Below are 13,674 nucleotides of genomic sequence, written 5' to 3' on the forward strand. Positions count from 1 at the left end.
TCGTGAGGTTTACGCCGCCAGCATCTCCGCCAGCAGGCCTTCCTTCAAGGCGAAAGCTGAGGTGCGGATGCGGGTGATGCCGCTGATGCCCAGCACCCAATCGATGAGCACGGCGGCCACCACCAGCATGTCGGCCCGCATGGGCAGGATGCCGGGCAGCGCCAGCCGCTCGGCGTGGTTCAGGCTGAGCAGCTGGGCGTAGCTGTGCTGGAAGCTGCCCAGGGCCAGTTCGGTGCAGGGCGGCAGCTCTTTTTCGGCGCGCAGGCGGCCGAGCTGCATGTCGGCCAGGCTGTCGAAGCTGCCCGATGCGCCCACCAGGCCCACCGGCTTCAGCGCCTGCACGGCGGCCACCAGCGGGGCCAGCTGCCGGCCCAGCGCCTCCTGCTCGCCGGCCACGGCCCCGGCCAGGATGATGCCGCTGGGGTCGGGGAAGTAGTAATCGAGCAGGCGCTGGGCCCCAATCTCGAAGCTCTGCTTCCAGAAAATCTCGTGGTCGTTGGCGATGATGAACTCCACCGAGCCGCCGCCGATGTCCATAATCAGCTGCCGCTCGGGGCCCAGCGGCACGGCCTGGCGCACGCCTTTCCAAATCAGCTCGGCCTCGCGCCCGCCGGCAATCACCTCTACCTCAATGCCGAACTGCTCGGAGATGTCGCGCACCAGCGCGGGGCCGTTGCGGGCCACGCGCATGGCGCTGGTGGCCGTGGCCCGCACCTGCGTCACGCCGTGCAATTCCATTTCTTCCTTGAAGCCGGCCAGCGTGTGCAGGGCCCGGGCGTAGGCCTCGGGCGCAATTTCGCCCTTACTAATGCCGCCCTCGCCCAGGCGCACGCCGGCCTTGGTGCGCAGCAGCTCGTGCGGCGGCTGGCCGGGCGCGGCGGGCAGCTCCACAATCAGCAAGTGAAACGTATTGGTGCCCATGTCGATGAGGGCGAGACGGGTGGGGTGGGCGTGCATGGGGAAGGGATTCACGTAAGCGTTTTGTGCATCTGGATAATGGCCAGCTGCTCCCCGTCGGGAAAATGAATGAAGGAGCGCGCCCCGGCGGCGTAGCCCAGGGCCCCGTACAGCGGTTCGCCGGGCAAGGTTGCGGCCAGCGCCAAACTTCGGAAGCCCGCTGCGCCCGCCGCCGCCTCGCACACCCCGATAAGGGCCCGCCCCACGCCGCGCCGCGCCCAGCCCGGGTGCACAAAAAACGCCCGGATGCGCCCGGCGTCACGGGCTGGGTCCAGCAGCGGGTCGGCGGCGGCTTTGCTTTGGTCGCCGCCGTACAGGGTCTGGCGGCGGCTCCAGCCGCCGCCGCCGGCCAGCTGCCCGTCCATTTCGGCCACGTAGTAGGTGCCGTCGGCAATGAGCTGCGAGTCGATGCCGAACATGTGGCGCAGCGCGCTCTCGATTTGGGGCCCCGTGTAGTAGCCCGCGCTCAGCTGGCGCACGGCCAGCTCCACGAGCCGGTTGAGGGCGGGCATGTCGTAGAGGGTAGCCAGCCGCGTGCGAAGGTTCACTTAGAGGGGGTAATAAAGGGCAGGATGAAGCTATTAAGACGTCATGCTGAGCGCAGTCGAAGCATCTCTACTGCTCAACTAATCCTGATTACTGCCGCAGTAGAGATGCTTCGACGAGCTCAGCATGACGTTCAAATCGACTGCATGCTTTCTACCAAGCCGCCCCTAATTCGCAAACCGGCAGAACGTGCCCAGCGGCAGCTTGCGCTGGCCGGCGTCGTGCAAATAAATTTCGCCCAGCTCGCGCACCGCTGTGGGGCCCGGGAAGATGGCCGTGGTGAGGTTGTCTAATATCAGCGCCGAAAAACCCAGCGAGTACAGGTTCACCACGAAGAAGTGGTCGGCGGGGTCGAGCAGCTGCTGGCTGAGCTTGAGCAGCTCGTTGAGCTCGTCTTCGAGCTGCCACTTCTCGCCGTTGGGGCCCCGGCCGTAGGCGGGCGGGTCGAGGATGAGGCCCTGGTATTTCGAGCCGCGCTTCACCTCGCGGCGCACGTACTTCATGGCGTCTTCCACCAGCCAGCGCACGCCGTCGAGGCGGCTGGCCTCCATGTTGTCGCGGGCCCAGAAGTTGACCTGCTTCACCGAGTCCAGGTGCGTCACGTCGGCCCCGGCGGCGCGGGCGGCCAGGGTGGCGGCCCCGGTGTAGGCAAACAGGTTCAGCACCCGCGGCTGGGTCCGACCCGGTAGGGCGGCGCGGCGCTTACGGGTCTGGTTGTAAATGAATTGCCAGTTGGGGTCCTGCTCCGGGAACAGCCCCACGTGCTTGAACGAGGAGAGGCCCAGCCGGAACTTCAGCCGCAGGCCGTCGGGCCGCTCGTAGCCGATGACCCACTGTTCGGGCATGGCGGGCTTGAGGCGCCACTGGCCCTTTTCGGTGCTGCCGGGGGCCCGGACAAAGGCGGCGTCGGCCCGTTCCCACTCCGTCGGCGGCAGGTGCGGGTCCCAGATGGCCTGGGGCTCGGGCCGGGCCAGCAGGTAGGGCCCAAAGCGCTCCAGCTTTTGAAAATTGCCGGAATCAATCAGCTCGTAGTCGGGCCAGGGCGAGGTGGTGAGGAAGTCGTACATAGCGGGCCGCAAAGGTAGGGGCGGGCCCCCGGGGCCCCGCCGCCCGGGTCAAGCCTTTCGGCGCGGGCCCTCGTACGTAGCGGGATTCTCTACAAAACGCCCCCCAAACCTCTGCTTCTTTTAGCCGTTACCGGGGGCCACTCGCAAGGCGCTGGGCGTCATTCACCGAACCGGTTGGTATGGCCGAGCAAATGGGTGCGTAGTTTTAGGCAATGGCTGAAAAAAATTGGCTGATAACGGTTTGTGGCTGGTTGGGGCTCGTGGGGCTCGGGCTGGGCGCGTGCTCGTCGCCCTCCGGCCCGGCCGCCGACAAGCCCGCCGAAGCCTACCTGCGCCGCCGCGAAATAACCGCCCCGCCCACCCGGCGCGGCCGTATCCTCGACCGCCACGACTCGGTGCTGGTGGACACCCGGCTGAACTACCTGCTGAACGTGACCCTGCGCCCGGGGCTCGATTCGGCCACTTCCGTGGCCCTCAACCACCTGCTGGGCTGGCCCGACAGCACCCTGGCGCGCCGCCTGGGCGAGGCCCTGCCCTACGCCGGGGCCCGCCCCCGGGGCCCCGTGCAGCTCGTCCTCACCGCGGCCGAGGCCGACAGCGTGCGCCGCCACCTGCCCGAGTGGCCCCAGCTGGCCCTGGCCGAAGCCGTGCGCCGCACCTACACCGTGCGCTCGGCTGCCCCGGTGCTGGGCTACCTCGCCGCCAATGCCCAACCCTTTATCAACCAAACCATTCGTTACCGCCGCGGCCGGTTTTACCGGCTGCGCAACGGCGGCGTCGAAACCTATTACAACGGGCTGCTGACCGGCCACCGCGGCTACCTGCACCCGCTGGTGGACGCGGCCGGCGGGCGCCACGGCCGCTGGGCCCCCGACACGGCCTTCCAGGACGGGCAGGACCTGCACCTGGCCCTCGACGCCAAGCTGCAAGCCTACGCCGAAAGCCTGCTGGGCGGCCGCAAGGGCTACCTCGTGGCCCTCGACCCGCGCACCGGCGAAATCCTCTGCTCGGTGTCGGCCCCCACCTACGCGCCGGCCGCCCTCACCGGCCCCGACCAGGCCGGCCGGCGCCGCCAGCTGCTGCAGGACGAGGACCTGCCCCTGCTGAACCGGCCCGCCGTGCTGGCCAACCCGCCCGGCTCGGTGTTCAAGCTCGTGAACGCCGCCATTGCCTTGCAGCTGGGGGCCATCACGCCCGGCACCTCGTTTGCGTGCGACCAGTCGCTCATCACTTGTGTGCACGACCACCCGCGGGCCCGCAGCCTCACCATGGGCTTGCAATACAGCTGCAACCCGTTCTTCTACCAAACCATGCGGGCCCTGATTGACCACGTGCCCGACAGCCTGGCGGCCGACACCGTGGCGGCCCGCCACGCCAACCTGGCCACCTGGCAGCGCTACGCCCAGTCGTTTGGGCTCGACACGCTGCTCGGCGTGGACCTGCCCCGCGAGCAGGCCGGCTTCCTGCCCACGCCGGCTTATTATGACAAGGCGCGGGGAACCCGCAACTGGCGGTTTCGCTCCATCTACTCGCTCAGCATCGGGCAGGGCGAAATCAACCTGACAGGCCTACAAATGGCCAACATGGTGGCCATCATCGCCAACCGGGGCTGGTACTACACGCCGCATTTCGTGCGCGGCGTGGGCACCGGGGGCCCCCTGCCGCGCTTCCTGGTGCGGCACCACACCCTCGTGGACAGCGCCAACCTGGAGGCCCTGGTGCCCGGCATGGTGGCCGTGGTGCAGCGCGGCGGCACGGCCTCGGCCTCCAGCCTGGCCGACGTGGGCATTGCCGTGGCCGGCAAAACGGGCACCGTGCAGAACGACGAGGGCGACGACCACGCCACGTTCGTGGCCTTCGCCCCCGCCCACCACCCCAAAATTGCGGTGGCCGTGTACCTCGAAAACGCCGGCTTCGGGGCCACCGAAGCGGCCCCCTGCGCCGCCCTGGTCATCGAGAAGTACCTGCGCGGCCACATTTCGTCGCCCCGCCGCAAGCGCTGGGAGCGGCGGATGAAGTACCGCGGCCAGGCCTACGAGCGCGAGCACCGCCTGGGCCGCAAGCCGCCGCCGCCCGCGCCGCCCGCGCTACAGGTACCCGTGGTCGCGCCCGAAGGCCAGTAGGTTCACCGTCTTCTTTGCCCCCGCCTTGCGCATCAGGTTTTTGCGGTGCGTGTTCACCGTGTTGAGGCTGATGAACAGCGCCTTGCTGATGGCCGGGCTCGTGAGCCCGCGGCCCAGCAGGCGCAGCACCTGCTGCTCCCGCTCGCTCAGCGCGGGCCGCTGCGGGGCGGCGGCCTCGGCAAAAAACTGCGGGAACGTCTCGCTCCGGGGCCCCTGCAACGACCATTTTATTTGCGCCGGAAGGCCCAGCAGGCTGATGTCGGTGCAGAAGCTGAGGTAGGCTTCTACCTCGTTGTTCGCGTTTTTCAGGAACGGCGTGCTCTGGCGCAGCACCGCGATGTAGCTGCCGTCGTGCCGCCGCACCCGGTAGTTGATTTGGAACATCGTGACGAAGGGCCCCAGGTGCGGCGCGTGGTGCAGCACGAACGCCACCAGCGCCTTCGACACCTTGAAGTACAGGCTGCGGTCGGCGGGGTGGATGTTGCGCACGAAGAAGTCGGCCGTCAGCGCGTCCAGCGCGTAGCCCAGGCACGCGTCGAAGCCCTTGTGGTGGAACCGGCCCGTGCGCATGTCGTGGATGTACACGAACTGGTTGGGCCACAGCGGCACGGTGGCCAGGTAGTGCGCGATTTGCTGCTCGGGGCCGTCCGGCGGCGGCGCGGCGTAGTGCGCGGGCAGTCCCGCCAGAAACGACACGAAGGCCTGGCCTTCTTCAGCGGCTTGGTACATCGGGAAGGTGAATAGGGCCCAGCTTGCGCCGTGCGGCCAGCAGGAGTTCAGGGCTGAACCCTGCGGCGCAGCCAAGTTGTGCTGTTTGGCTAAAATGGGGTGTTAAGACGGGGGTGTATACGAATAACCGATGTGAAAAACTACAAAAGGCCTTCTAGTATAAAGGGTACTAGCGTGAAATTAAGTATAAATGCCTGAAATCACCCTTTCAGGTGATTGACATCGGCAAGGCTCCTCCTTAGTTTTGATAAGTTCTTGAAATCCTTCAACCATTTACACCCCCAATCTCATGCCTAAGGTCGAGCTGGAAGCCCACAAAGACGGCGATTATTTCGTTGATTACGAAGAGAAGGTATTTGAAGACGTGAAAGCCAACCCCGGCGAAAAGGCCCTGGTGACGTTCCACACCGTGGCTTTCGAAGGTTCCATTGGGTTGGTGAACATCTTGTCGGCCACGCGCTTGCAGCGCAAAGGGTTCGACACGTCCATCCTGCTCTACGGCCCCGGCGTAACGCTGGGCCTCCAGCGCGGCTTCCCCAAACTGGGCAATGAGGCCTTCCCCGGCCACCAGGTGTACGCCCAGCGCCTGGCTAAATTCATGGAAGAAGGCGGTAAGGTCTATGCCTGCCGCTTCGCCCTGCAAGCCCTCTACGGCCACGGCGAGCCCTCGCTGCTGCCCGGCATCACGCCCATCAGCCCGCTCGACGTGCTCGACCTGAACCTGATTCACCGCCGCAACGGCTCGGTTATCATCGACTCCTGGACGATGTAGGTCACCAGAATGGCGGTCTGAAACGGGGTGGTCCGGCGACTTTTTCCGTCGTCGGACCACTCTTATCCTTGAATAGGGCCGCTGTTCAATTGCCAGGGTGGCCCGACGACGAAAAAGTCGCCGGACCACCCCGTTTCAGAGTATTTTCATAAACTCAACGTCTGTCCAATGGCCCCGTACCGCATCATCAAAGCCGCCGCTGCCCAGCTCCAGCCGGTGCTGAACGACGGCCGGGCCACCACCGAAAAGGTGTGCGAGGCCATTCGCACGGCCAGCCGGGAGGGCGCGGAAATTATCGTTTTTCCCGAAACGGTGGTGCCGAATTACCCCTATTTTTCCTTCGTGCGGCCGCCCGTGCTGGCCGGCAAAGACCACCTGGCCCTGTACGACGAGGCCGTGGTAGTGCCGGGGCCCCTCACCGAGCTGGTGGCCGCCGCCGCCCGCCAGTGCGGCATGGTGGTGGTGCTGGGCGTGAACGAGCGCGACCACGGCACGCTCTACAACGCCCAGCTGGTGTTCGATGCCACCGGCGAGCTGGTGCTGCACCGCCGCAAAATCACGCCCACCTACCACGAGCGCATGATTTGGGGCCAGGGCGACGGCAGCGGCCTGCGCACCGTGGCCACCGCCGTGGGCCGCCTGGGGGCCCTGGCCTGCTGGGAGCACTACAACCCGCTGGCCCGCTACGCCCTCATGGCCGAGCACGAGGAAATCCACTGCGCCCAGTTCCCGGGCTCGCTGGTGGGGCAGATTTTTGCCGACCAGATGGAAGTCACCATCCGCCACCACGCCCTGGAAGCGGGCTGCTTCGTGATAAACGCCTGCGGCTGGCTGGATGAGGAGCAGATTGCCAGCATCACCCCCGACCCGGCCCTGCAAAAAGGGCTGCGCGGCGGCTGCTACACGGCCATCATCTCGCCCGAGGGCGTGGTCATCGGCGGCCCGCTCACGGCAGGCGAAGGCATTGTGTACGCCGAAATGGACATGCGCCTCATTCAGAAGCGCAAGCGCATGATGGACTCGGTGGGCCACTACGCCCGGCCTGAGCTACTGTCGCTGCACCTGAACCGCGATGTACAGCAGCCGGTGCACGGCGCTACGGCAGCCCCGGTGGCGCCCGCGCCGGTGGGCGTTGAAGCTTTGGAACGGGTGTAGAGACGCGAAGTGTCATGTCTCTACTGCCTGGCTTTATTTAGATGTAAATCAATAGCTTATGCTGACTTCCACCATCCAGCTTTCCGACGCGGTGCTGACCGAGTTGCAGTCGGTGGGCCTGCGGCTCGACGGCGCGGCCGCCGGCCCGGCGGCCCGGCAGGGCGGCGCGGGCCCCACCGACCACAAGGCCGTGCGCGTGGGCGACACCACCATCATGGTGCCCGTGTTCAGCGCCGAGGCCAGCCGCTCGCCCTACCGCGCCGGGGCCCCCGACGTGTTGGGCGTGGCCGAGCTGTTCCGGCACGATGAGCCGGTGGGCCTCATCAGCTTTCCCAAGCAGCCCAGGTTCTACGCCGGCGTGTCGTCGGACGGGGTGCCGTTTTGGAAAATCGCGCAGCTGCACAGCCACAACGTGCTGGCCACCACGCTGCTGCAAAACTGCATTCGCTACAACGACAAGACGACTTCCTGCCAGTTCTGCGCCATCGGCGAGTCGCTGAAAAACGACCGCACCATCGCCTACAAGCGGCCCCACCACCTCATCGAGGTGGCCCGCATGGCCATGGAGCTCGACGGCGTGGAGCAGCTCGTCATCACCACCGGCACGCCCGCCACCAAGGACCGGGGCGCGAAAATCCTTTACGATACCGTGCTGGCTCTCAAGCGCGAAGTGAACATTCCGGTGCAGGTGCAGTGCGAGCCGCCCGACGATTTTGGCTGGTTTCAGAAGCTGTACGATGCCGGGGCCGACTCGCTGGGCATGCACTTGGAGGCGGTGGAGGAGGCCGTGCGCCGGCGCATCATGCCCGGCAAGGCCGAGGTGACGGTGCCTTACTACATGGAGGCCTTCAAAGCCGCCGTGGCGGTGTTCGGGCGCGGGCAGGTTTCGACCTACTTACTGGCCGGGCTCGGCGATTCAGCTGAAAGCCTGATTAACATCAGCCGCGAGCTGGTGGCCATCGGCGTGTACCCGTTCGTGGTGCCGTTTGTGCCGGTGCGCCACACGCCGCTGGCCGCCCACCCGGGCCCCAGTCAGGCCTTTATGGCGCAGGTGCTGGCCCCCGTGGGCCAACTGCTGGCCGACGCCGGCATGACCTCCGACACCCTGAAAGCCGGCTGCGGCAAGTGCGGGGCCTGCTCCACACTAAAATCATTCGAGAAGAAAAGCGCCCCCGGGGCCCTCGCCGCATGATTATCGAGGTTCCCCCGCCCTACAAAAACGAGCACCTGCACTTCGGCTTCGCGCAGGTGGGCTGGCAGCTGGGGCAGTACCGGGCCCTGCGCCGCCGCGTGTTCTGCGATGAGCAGCGGCTGTTTGTGGGCACCGACGAGGACGAGCTGGACCGCCGCGCTACGCCCATTGTGGCCGTGGCCAGCTGCATGGGGGCCCCCGACCAAGTGGTGGGCGTGGTGCGCATTGATGAGCGCACGCCCGGCGTGTGGTACGGCGGCCGCCTGGGCGTGGCCCCCGACTACCGCCGCACGGCCCGCTTCACCATCACCGGCCTCTTCGATGGCGGCCAGCCGGTGGGGCCCTTCGACACATCGGTGGGTGCGGCCCTGATTTACAAGGCCGTATCGACCGCCAAGGCCCGCGGGGCCCGCCGCTTCCTGGCCAACGTGCAGGCCCAGAACGTGCCGTTTTTCGAGCGCATGCACTGGAAAGTGCTGTTTGAAGAGAACTTGTTTGGCCTGCCCCACGCCCGCATGGCGGCCGACCTGGCCCACTACCCCGCCGCCCGGCTGGCCCCGCCGCCCAACCTGCTGGCCCCCGCGTTTCACCTGCCCATGCGCCTGCTATGACCTCCACCCTCCTCATCTGTTGCAGCCTCACGAAGGGGTCGAAAACCAACCTGCTGGCGCACGCCGTGCATAATGCCTTTTTGGTGGAAGGCCAGGCCGTGGACCTGCTGGAGCTGAGCGACTACAACCTGCCGCTCTGCGACGGCCGCGGCTGCTACCAGCACGAAGACGTCATCGCCATCACCGAGCGCGTGGCCGCCGCCGACTGCATCGTGTTCTGCGCCCCGGTGTACGTATACGACCTTTCGGCCGTGGCCAAAAACATTGTGGAGCTGACCGGCACCGGCTCGGCCTGGTTCAAGAAAACGGTGGGCTTCGCCTGCATGGCCGGCACGGTGGCCAGCTTCATGGCCGTCATGCCCTTCGCCAACAGCCTGATGCTGGACTACAAGTGCGTCATCGTGCCCAAGTTCGTGTACGTGACGGCCAGCGCCTTCGAGGGCAACGAAATCGTGAACCCCGACATCAAGGAGCGCATCGCCAGCCTGGCCACCGATGTGGCGTGCCTGGGGGCCGTGTCGCAGGCTTTATCTAATTGGTAATGAATGCCGCCGAAGTCCTCGCCGCCGCTTTGCTGGCCGTGTCCGCGGTGCAGGACAAGGTGCGCATTGCCCGCACCTACGCGCCCACCGGCGGCGTGGCGCAGGCCCGCACCGGGGCCGTGCCGCTCGGCGACGACTGCGCGGCCATCCCCGACGGGCACGGTGGCTACCTGCTCTTTGCCGCCGAGGGCCTGGTCGAAGCCTTCGTGGCCGACCAGCCGTGGTTTGCCGGCTACTCGGCCGTGATGGTGAACCTGAGCGACATTGCCGCGATGGGCGGCTGGCCCACGGCCCTCACCAACGTCATCTGGGCCCGCGACCCGGCCGACACCGGGGCCCTGTGGGATGGCATGCTGGCCGCCTGCGCCGCCTACGGCGTGCCCATGGTGGGCGGCCACACCTGCTACCGCAGCGCCGCCCGCCACCTGGCCGTGTCGGTGCTGGGCCAGGCTACTAAGCTGCTCACCAGCTTCGATGCTCAGCCGGGCGAGGACCTGGTAATGGCCGTGGACCTGGCCGGGGCCTACTTCGAGAATTACCCCTTCTGGAACGCCAGCACCACCCAAGCGCCGGCCGACTTGCAGCGCAAAATGCAGTTGCTGCCCGAAATCGCCGCCGCCGGCTGGTCGGGCGTGGCCAAGGACCTGAGCATGGGTGGCGTGCCCGGTACGCTGCACATGCTGGCCCGCACCTCGGGCGTGGGGGCCCGGCTCGACGTGGATGCCGTGCCGCGCCCGCCCGGGGCCCCGCTCGAAAAGTGGCTGACCAGCTTCCCCAGCTTCGGCTACCTGCTCACGAGCCGGGACGAAAACACGGCCCGCATCCTCCAGAAATTCAGCGAGAACGGCGTGGCCGCCGCTGTAATCGGTCAGATAAACGACACGCTGGAAGTAACCCTTAGCTACCAGGGCCACACCGCCCTACTAGCCCCGGTAGGAACTTCTGAAATGATTATGAATTAAAAATTTAAACCCGAAAAGATTGGAAGCCATTGGGCGATGGCTATTCCTAAAATTCATAATTCATAATTTTTAATTCATAATTTTTAATTCATAATTAAAGAAGCCATGCCCGAAACCCTCGTCCGCATTGCCTGGCCCAACGGGCAGGAAGATACCGTGTACTCGCCGTCGAGCACCATTGTCGAATACCTGAAGCCCGGCGTTGAGCTGAGCCTGAGCGAGTTCGAAGCCCAGGCGCTGCGGGGCCTGGACTTTGCCAGCCGGCGCGTGACTGCTATCTATGGCTTTGCCTGCACGGCCGCTGAGGCCGAGAAGGAGCGCCTCGTGGCCGCCGTGCGCCAGCACCAGGCCGGGGCCCCCGCGCCCACCGATACCGTCAAAATCCTCACCGTTAAAGCCCGCGCCTGACCTATGGAAACGCTCACCAAAAAACGCACCTTCGCCGAGCTGCTGGCCTCGGACAAGTTCATCGTATCGGCCGAGCTGACGCCGCCGCGGCACTTCGACACGACCAAGTTTATGGAAGCGGCCGGCATCGTGAGCGAGTACGTGGACGTGGTGCAGCTCAACGACCACCTGCTCTCGCGGGCCCGCCTCAGCAACCTGGTGGCCGGGATGCACTGCAAAAACGCCGGCCTGGAGCCCATCTTGCAGTTCACGCTGCGCCACCGCAACCGCATTGCGCTGCAAGGCGATTTGCTGGGCTTTGCCAACCTGGGGCTCGAAAACGTCATCATCCTCGGCGGCTACCCCTGCGCCATCGGCACCGACCCCGAGGCCAGGGACGCCACCGACCTGGGCAGCGTGGAGGCCATTGCCAGCATCACGGCCCTGACCCGCGAGGGCAAGATGTTCAACGGCGACGTCATCAAGCCGGCCCCGAAGTTCACCGTCGGCACCATCGACTTCCCCTGCGCCACCGACAAAATCGAGGACAGCATGAAGCGGCTCACCGAGAAAATCGACGCCGGGGCCCGGTACATCCAGGTGCAGGCCATTTTCGAGCTGGGGCCCATGCAGTTCTGGATGGCCGAAGTGGTGCGGCGCGGCCTGCACCGGCGGGCCCGGTTCCTGGCCGCCATCTTCCCCTTCAGCGGGGCCGAGCGGCTGCACGTGCTGCGCGAAATCCCGGGCCTGAGCATCCCCGACCACCTGCTGGCCCGCGTGGAAGGCCACAACAGCGAGCGCGAAAGCCTGGCCATCACGCTCGAACTCATCAACGGCATCCGCGACATCGAAGGCATTTCGGGCCTGCACATCCGCTCCATCGGGGCCGAGGATTGGGTGCCGCGCATCATCGAGGCCGCCGGCCTGGGCGGCGAGCTGGTGTACTAGCCGGGGCCCCTGGCCGGGCCCCCTTCATTCAATGGTGCTCGTATAAGCAGGCATGTTCGGCATTCGCAAAGACCCGGAGCTGCCCGCGTGGGTGTTTTTAGTGCTGCGGCTGGGCACGCTGCTGGCCGTGGCCGGCGTGGCCTGGGCGGTGGCCCGGTGCAGCACCTGAGCCGCTGGGGCCCCGGTGCGCAAGCTTTGCGCCAATACTTGCGGCACGGGTGCGCAAAATTGGCCCCGCCTGCCGAAATTTGTGCAAACCCCGGCCCCATGACCCTCGCTTTCCATAAATACCAAGGCACTGGCAACGACTTCGTGATCCTCGACGACCGCGCCGCGCAGTTCGATACCGCCGACCACGCGCGCATCGCCCAGCTCTGCGACCGCCGCTTCGGCATCGGGGCCGACGGGCTGATGCTGCTGCGTAATAAGGAAGGCTACGATTTCGAGATGGTGTACTTCAACGCCGACGGCCGCCCCAGCACCATGTGCGGCAACGGCGGCCGCTGCCTGGTGGCCTTCGCCAAGCACCTAGGCCTCGTGGCCGATGACGCCTACTTTCTGGCTGTGGACGGGCCCCACGCCGCCCGCGTGGAAGCCGACGGCACCGTGCGCCTGAAAATGATTGACGCCGCCGCCCCGCAGCTGGCCGAAGTAGGGGAGGAGGACGTATTTATGCACACCGGTTCGCCCCACCACGTGCACTTCCTCGACGCCGAGGAGGGCCACACGCTGGCCGAATTCGACGTGTACGGCGCGGGCCACGACATCCGCTACGACCAGGCCTACGACCCGGCCGGCGTGAACGTCAACTTCGTGGAAGTGCCCGCCGACCCCGCCCACCCCTGGCCCGTGCGCACCTACGAGCGCGGCGTGGAAAACGAAACCCTGAGCTGCGGCACCGGCGTCACGGCCGTGGCCCTGGCCGCCTCGCAGCGCGGCGCGGCCTCGCCCGTGCGCCTGCAAACCCCCGGCGGCCTGCTGGAAGTGGCCTTCCAAACGCAGCCCGACGGCGGCTTTGCCGACGTGTGGCTGAGCGGGCCCGCCGTGCGCGTGTTCGGCGGCGAAATCAGCCTGTAGTGGCCGCCGCCCTCCCCGGGCCCCTGGTGCGCCTGCGGGCCCTGGAGCCCGACGACCTGGAGTTCCTCTATGCCCTCGAAAACGACCCCGCCGTGTGGGCCGTGTCCGACACGCTGGCCCCCGTGTCGCGCCACGCGCTGCGCGAATACCTGGCCCACGCCACCGCCGATTTCCACGAGGTGCGGCAGCTGCGGCTGGTCGTCGAGCCCTCCGCTGGGGGCCCCGCCGTGGGCGTAGTCGACCTGTTTGGCTTCGAGCCGCTGCACCAGCGGGCAGGGGTGGGCATAATTATTTTGGCCGGCGCGCGGCGCCAAGGCTACGCCCGGCACGCCCTCGCGCAGCTGGTATCCCACGCCCGCGACGTGCTGCGCCTGCACCAGCTATACTGCACCGTAGCGGCCCACAACCACGCGAGCCTTCGGCTGTTTCGGGCGGCCGGCTTCCGGCGCGTGGGCACCCGCCGTGCCTGGCTGCGGGGCCCCGCGCCCGGCCAGTGGCACGACGCCGTAGAGTTCCAACTGCTGCTGGCCCCGGCAAGCCCGGCCAGCGCCCCGCCGGGCGCGTATCCTTTTTAGACGGGGGGCCGTATAACCCGCAGCGCTGCAC

Annotated in this window: 15 protein-coding genes; 11 read left to right on the forward strand and 4 right to left on the reverse strand. The window is 66.8% G+C overall.

Features of this window, described 5'->3' with window-relative positions:
* Positions 1-9: 9 nt before the first annotated feature.
* From HNP98_RS04945 to HNP98_RS04955, 3 genes are all read right to left on the reverse strand, one after another.
* A complete protein-coding gene (locus HNP98_RS04945) occupies positions 10-957 on the reverse strand; it encodes a Ppx/GppA phosphatase family protein (RefSeq protein WP_173808923.1) in 948 nt (315 codons plus the stop codon).
* A gap of 11 nt (positions 958-968) precedes the next feature.
* Complete coding sequence (locus tag HNP98_RS04950) at positions 969-1,505, reverse strand: GNAT family N-acetyltransferase (protein ID WP_217425651.1); 537 nt, start codon at positions 1,503-1,505, stop codon at positions 969-971.
* 165 nt (positions 1,506-1,670) lie between these two features.
* Positions 1,671-2,570, reverse strand: a complete 900-nt coding sequence (locus HNP98_RS04955) for a class I SAM-dependent methyltransferase (RefSeq protein ID WP_173808924.1) — start codon at positions 2,568-2,570, stop codon at positions 1,671-1,673.
* 212 nt (positions 2,571-2,782) lie between these two features.
* Between HNP98_RS04955 and HNP98_RS04960 the strand changes: the two genes are divergently transcribed.
* Positions 2,783-4,693, forward strand: a complete 1,911-nt coding sequence (locus HNP98_RS04960; RefSeq protein WP_173808925.1) for a peptidoglycan D,D-transpeptidase FtsI family protein — start codon at positions 2,783-2,785, stop codon at positions 4,691-4,693.
* On the opposite strand, the gene HNP98_RS04965 is transcribed toward HNP98_RS04960, so the two are convergent.
* Positions 4,658-5,422 carry a LuxR C-terminal-related transcriptional regulator gene (locus HNP98_RS04965; protein WP_173808926.1) on the reverse strand — a complete coding sequence of 255 codons (765 nt, stop codon included), beginning with the start codon at positions 5,420-5,422 and terminating at the stop codon, positions 4,658-4,660. The genes HNP98_RS04960 and HNP98_RS04965 overlap by 36 nt on opposite strands.
* Positions 5,423-5,711: 289 nt before the next feature.
* Between HNP98_RS04965 and HNP98_RS04970 the strand changes: the two genes are divergently transcribed.
* From HNP98_RS04970 to HNP98_RS05015, 10 genes are all read left to right on the forward strand, one after another.
* Positions 5,712-6,194, forward strand: a complete 483-nt coding sequence (locus HNP98_RS04970; RefSeq protein ID WP_173808927.1) for an MSMEG_0572/Sll0783 family nitrogen starvation response protein — start codon at positions 5,712-5,714, stop codon at positions 6,192-6,194.
* Positions 6,195-6,362: 168 nt separating this feature from the next.
* Entirely contained in the window at positions 6,363-7,349 is a 987-nt protein-coding gene (locus HNP98_RS04975) for a Nit6803 family nitrilase (protein ID WP_173808928.1), read from the forward strand.
* Positions 7,350-7,407: 58 nt separating this feature from the next.
* Positions 7,408-8,541: an MSMEG_0568 family radical SAM protein gene (locus HNP98_RS04980; RefSeq protein WP_173808929.1), complete on the forward strand. Its 1,134-nt coding sequence runs from the start codon at positions 7,408-7,410 to the stop codon at positions 8,539-8,541.
* On the forward strand, positions 8,538-9,152 hold the full coding sequence (locus tag HNP98_RS04985; protein WP_173808930.1) for an MSMEG_0567/Sll0786 family nitrogen starvation N-acetyltransferase: 615 nt from the start codon (positions 8,538-8,540) through the stop codon (positions 9,150-9,152). The genes HNP98_RS04980 and HNP98_RS04985 overlap by 4 nt, the downstream gene beginning before the upstream one ends.
* Positions 9,149-9,694 carry an NADPH-dependent FMN reductase gene (locus HNP98_RS04990; protein ID WP_173808931.1) on the forward strand — a complete coding sequence of 182 codons (546 nt, stop codon included), beginning with the start codon at positions 9,149-9,151 and terminating at the stop codon, positions 9,692-9,694. The genes HNP98_RS04985 and HNP98_RS04990 overlap by 4 nt, the downstream gene beginning before the upstream one ends.
* Positions 9,694-10,656: a sll0787 family AIR synthase-like protein gene (locus HNP98_RS04995; RefSeq protein ID WP_173808932.1), complete on the forward strand. Its 963-nt coding sequence runs from the start codon at positions 9,694-9,696 to the stop codon at positions 10,654-10,656. The genes HNP98_RS04990 and HNP98_RS04995 overlap by 1 nt, the downstream gene beginning before the upstream one ends.
* 105 nt (positions 10,657-10,761) lie before the next feature.
* Positions 10,762-11,064, forward strand: a complete 303-nt coding sequence (locus HNP98_RS05000; protein WP_173808933.1) for an MSMEG_0570 family nitrogen starvation response protein — start codon at positions 10,762-10,764, stop codon at positions 11,062-11,064.
* Between the two features lie 3 nt (positions 11,065-11,067).
* Positions 11,068-11,991: a methylenetetrahydrofolate reductase gene (locus HNP98_RS05005; protein WP_173808934.1), complete on the forward strand. Its 924-nt coding sequence runs from the start codon at positions 11,068-11,070 to the stop codon at positions 11,989-11,991.
* Positions 11,992-12,258: 267 nt separating this feature from the next.
* The gene (gene dapF, locus HNP98_RS05010) at positions 12,259-13,068 is read left to right on the forward strand and encodes a diaminopimelate epimerase (protein ID WP_173808935.1); all 810 of its coding nucleotides are present in this window, start codon (positions 12,259-12,261) and stop codon (positions 13,066-13,068) included.
* A complete protein-coding gene (locus HNP98_RS05015; RefSeq protein WP_173808936.1) occupies positions 13,068-13,643 on the forward strand; it encodes a GNAT family N-acetyltransferase in 576 nt (191 codons plus the stop codon). The genes dapF and HNP98_RS05015 overlap by 1 nt, the downstream gene beginning before the upstream one ends.
* Positions 13,644-13,674: the final 31 nt, after the last annotated feature.

The organism is Hymenobacter caeli, from assembly GCF_013294115.1.
Taxonomy (GTDB): Bacteria; Bacteroidota; Bacteroidia; order Cytophagales; family Hymenobacteraceae; genus Hymenobacter; species Hymenobacter caeli.

Bases quoted from the DNA above. Each gene is read 5' to 3' on its own strand.
- HNP98_RS04975 (WP_173808928.1), top strand. From the start codon at position 6,363: ATGGCCCCGTACCGCATCATCAAAGCCGCCGCTGCCCAGCTCCAGCCG.
- HNP98_RS04970 (WP_173808927.1), top strand. From the start codon at position 5,712: ATGCCTAAGGTCGAGCTGGAAGCCCACAAAGACGGCGATTATTTCGTT.
- HNP98_RS04945 (WP_173808923.1), bottom strand. From the start codon at position 957: ATGCACGCCCACCCCACCCGTCTCGCCCTCATCGACATGGGCACCAAT.
- HNP98_RS04955 (WP_173808924.1), bottom strand. From the start codon at position 2,570: ATGTACGACTTCCTCACCACCTCGCCCTGGCCCGACTACGAGCTGATT.
- HNP98_RS05000 (WP_173808933.1), top strand. From the start codon at position 10,762: ATGCCCGAAACCCTCGTCCGCATTGCCTGGCCCAACGGGCAGGAAGAT.
- HNP98_RS04985 (WP_173808930.1), top strand. From the start codon at position 8,538: ATGATTATCGAGGTTCCCCCGCCCTACAAAAACGAGCACCTGCACTTC.
- HNP98_RS05005 (WP_173808934.1), top strand. From the start codon at position 11,068: ATGGAAACGCTCACCAAAAAACGCACCTTCGCCGAGCTGCTGGCCTCG.
- HNP98_RS04960 (WP_173808925.1), top strand. From the start codon at position 2,783: ATGGCTGAAAAAAATTGGCTGATAACGGTTTGTGGCTGGTTGGGGCTC.
- HNP98_RS04980 (WP_173808929.1), top strand. From the start codon at position 7,408: ATGCTGACTTCCACCATCCAGCTTTCCGACGCGGTGCTGACCGAGTTG.
- dapF (WP_173808935.1), top strand. From the start codon at position 12,259: ATGACCCTCGCTTTCCATAAATACCAAGGCACTGGCAACGACTTCGTG.
- HNP98_RS04990 (WP_173808931.1), top strand. From the start codon at position 9,149: ATGACCTCCACCCTCCTCATCTGTTGCAGCCTCACGAAGGGGTCGAAA.
- HNP98_RS04995 (WP_173808932.1), top strand. From the start codon at position 9,694: ATGAATGCCGCCGAAGTCCTCGCCGCCGCTTTGCTGGCCGTGTCCGCG.
- HNP98_RS04965 (WP_173808926.1), bottom strand. From the start codon at position 5,422: ATGTACCAAGCCGCTGAAGAAGGCCAGGCCTTCGTGTCGTTTCTGGCG.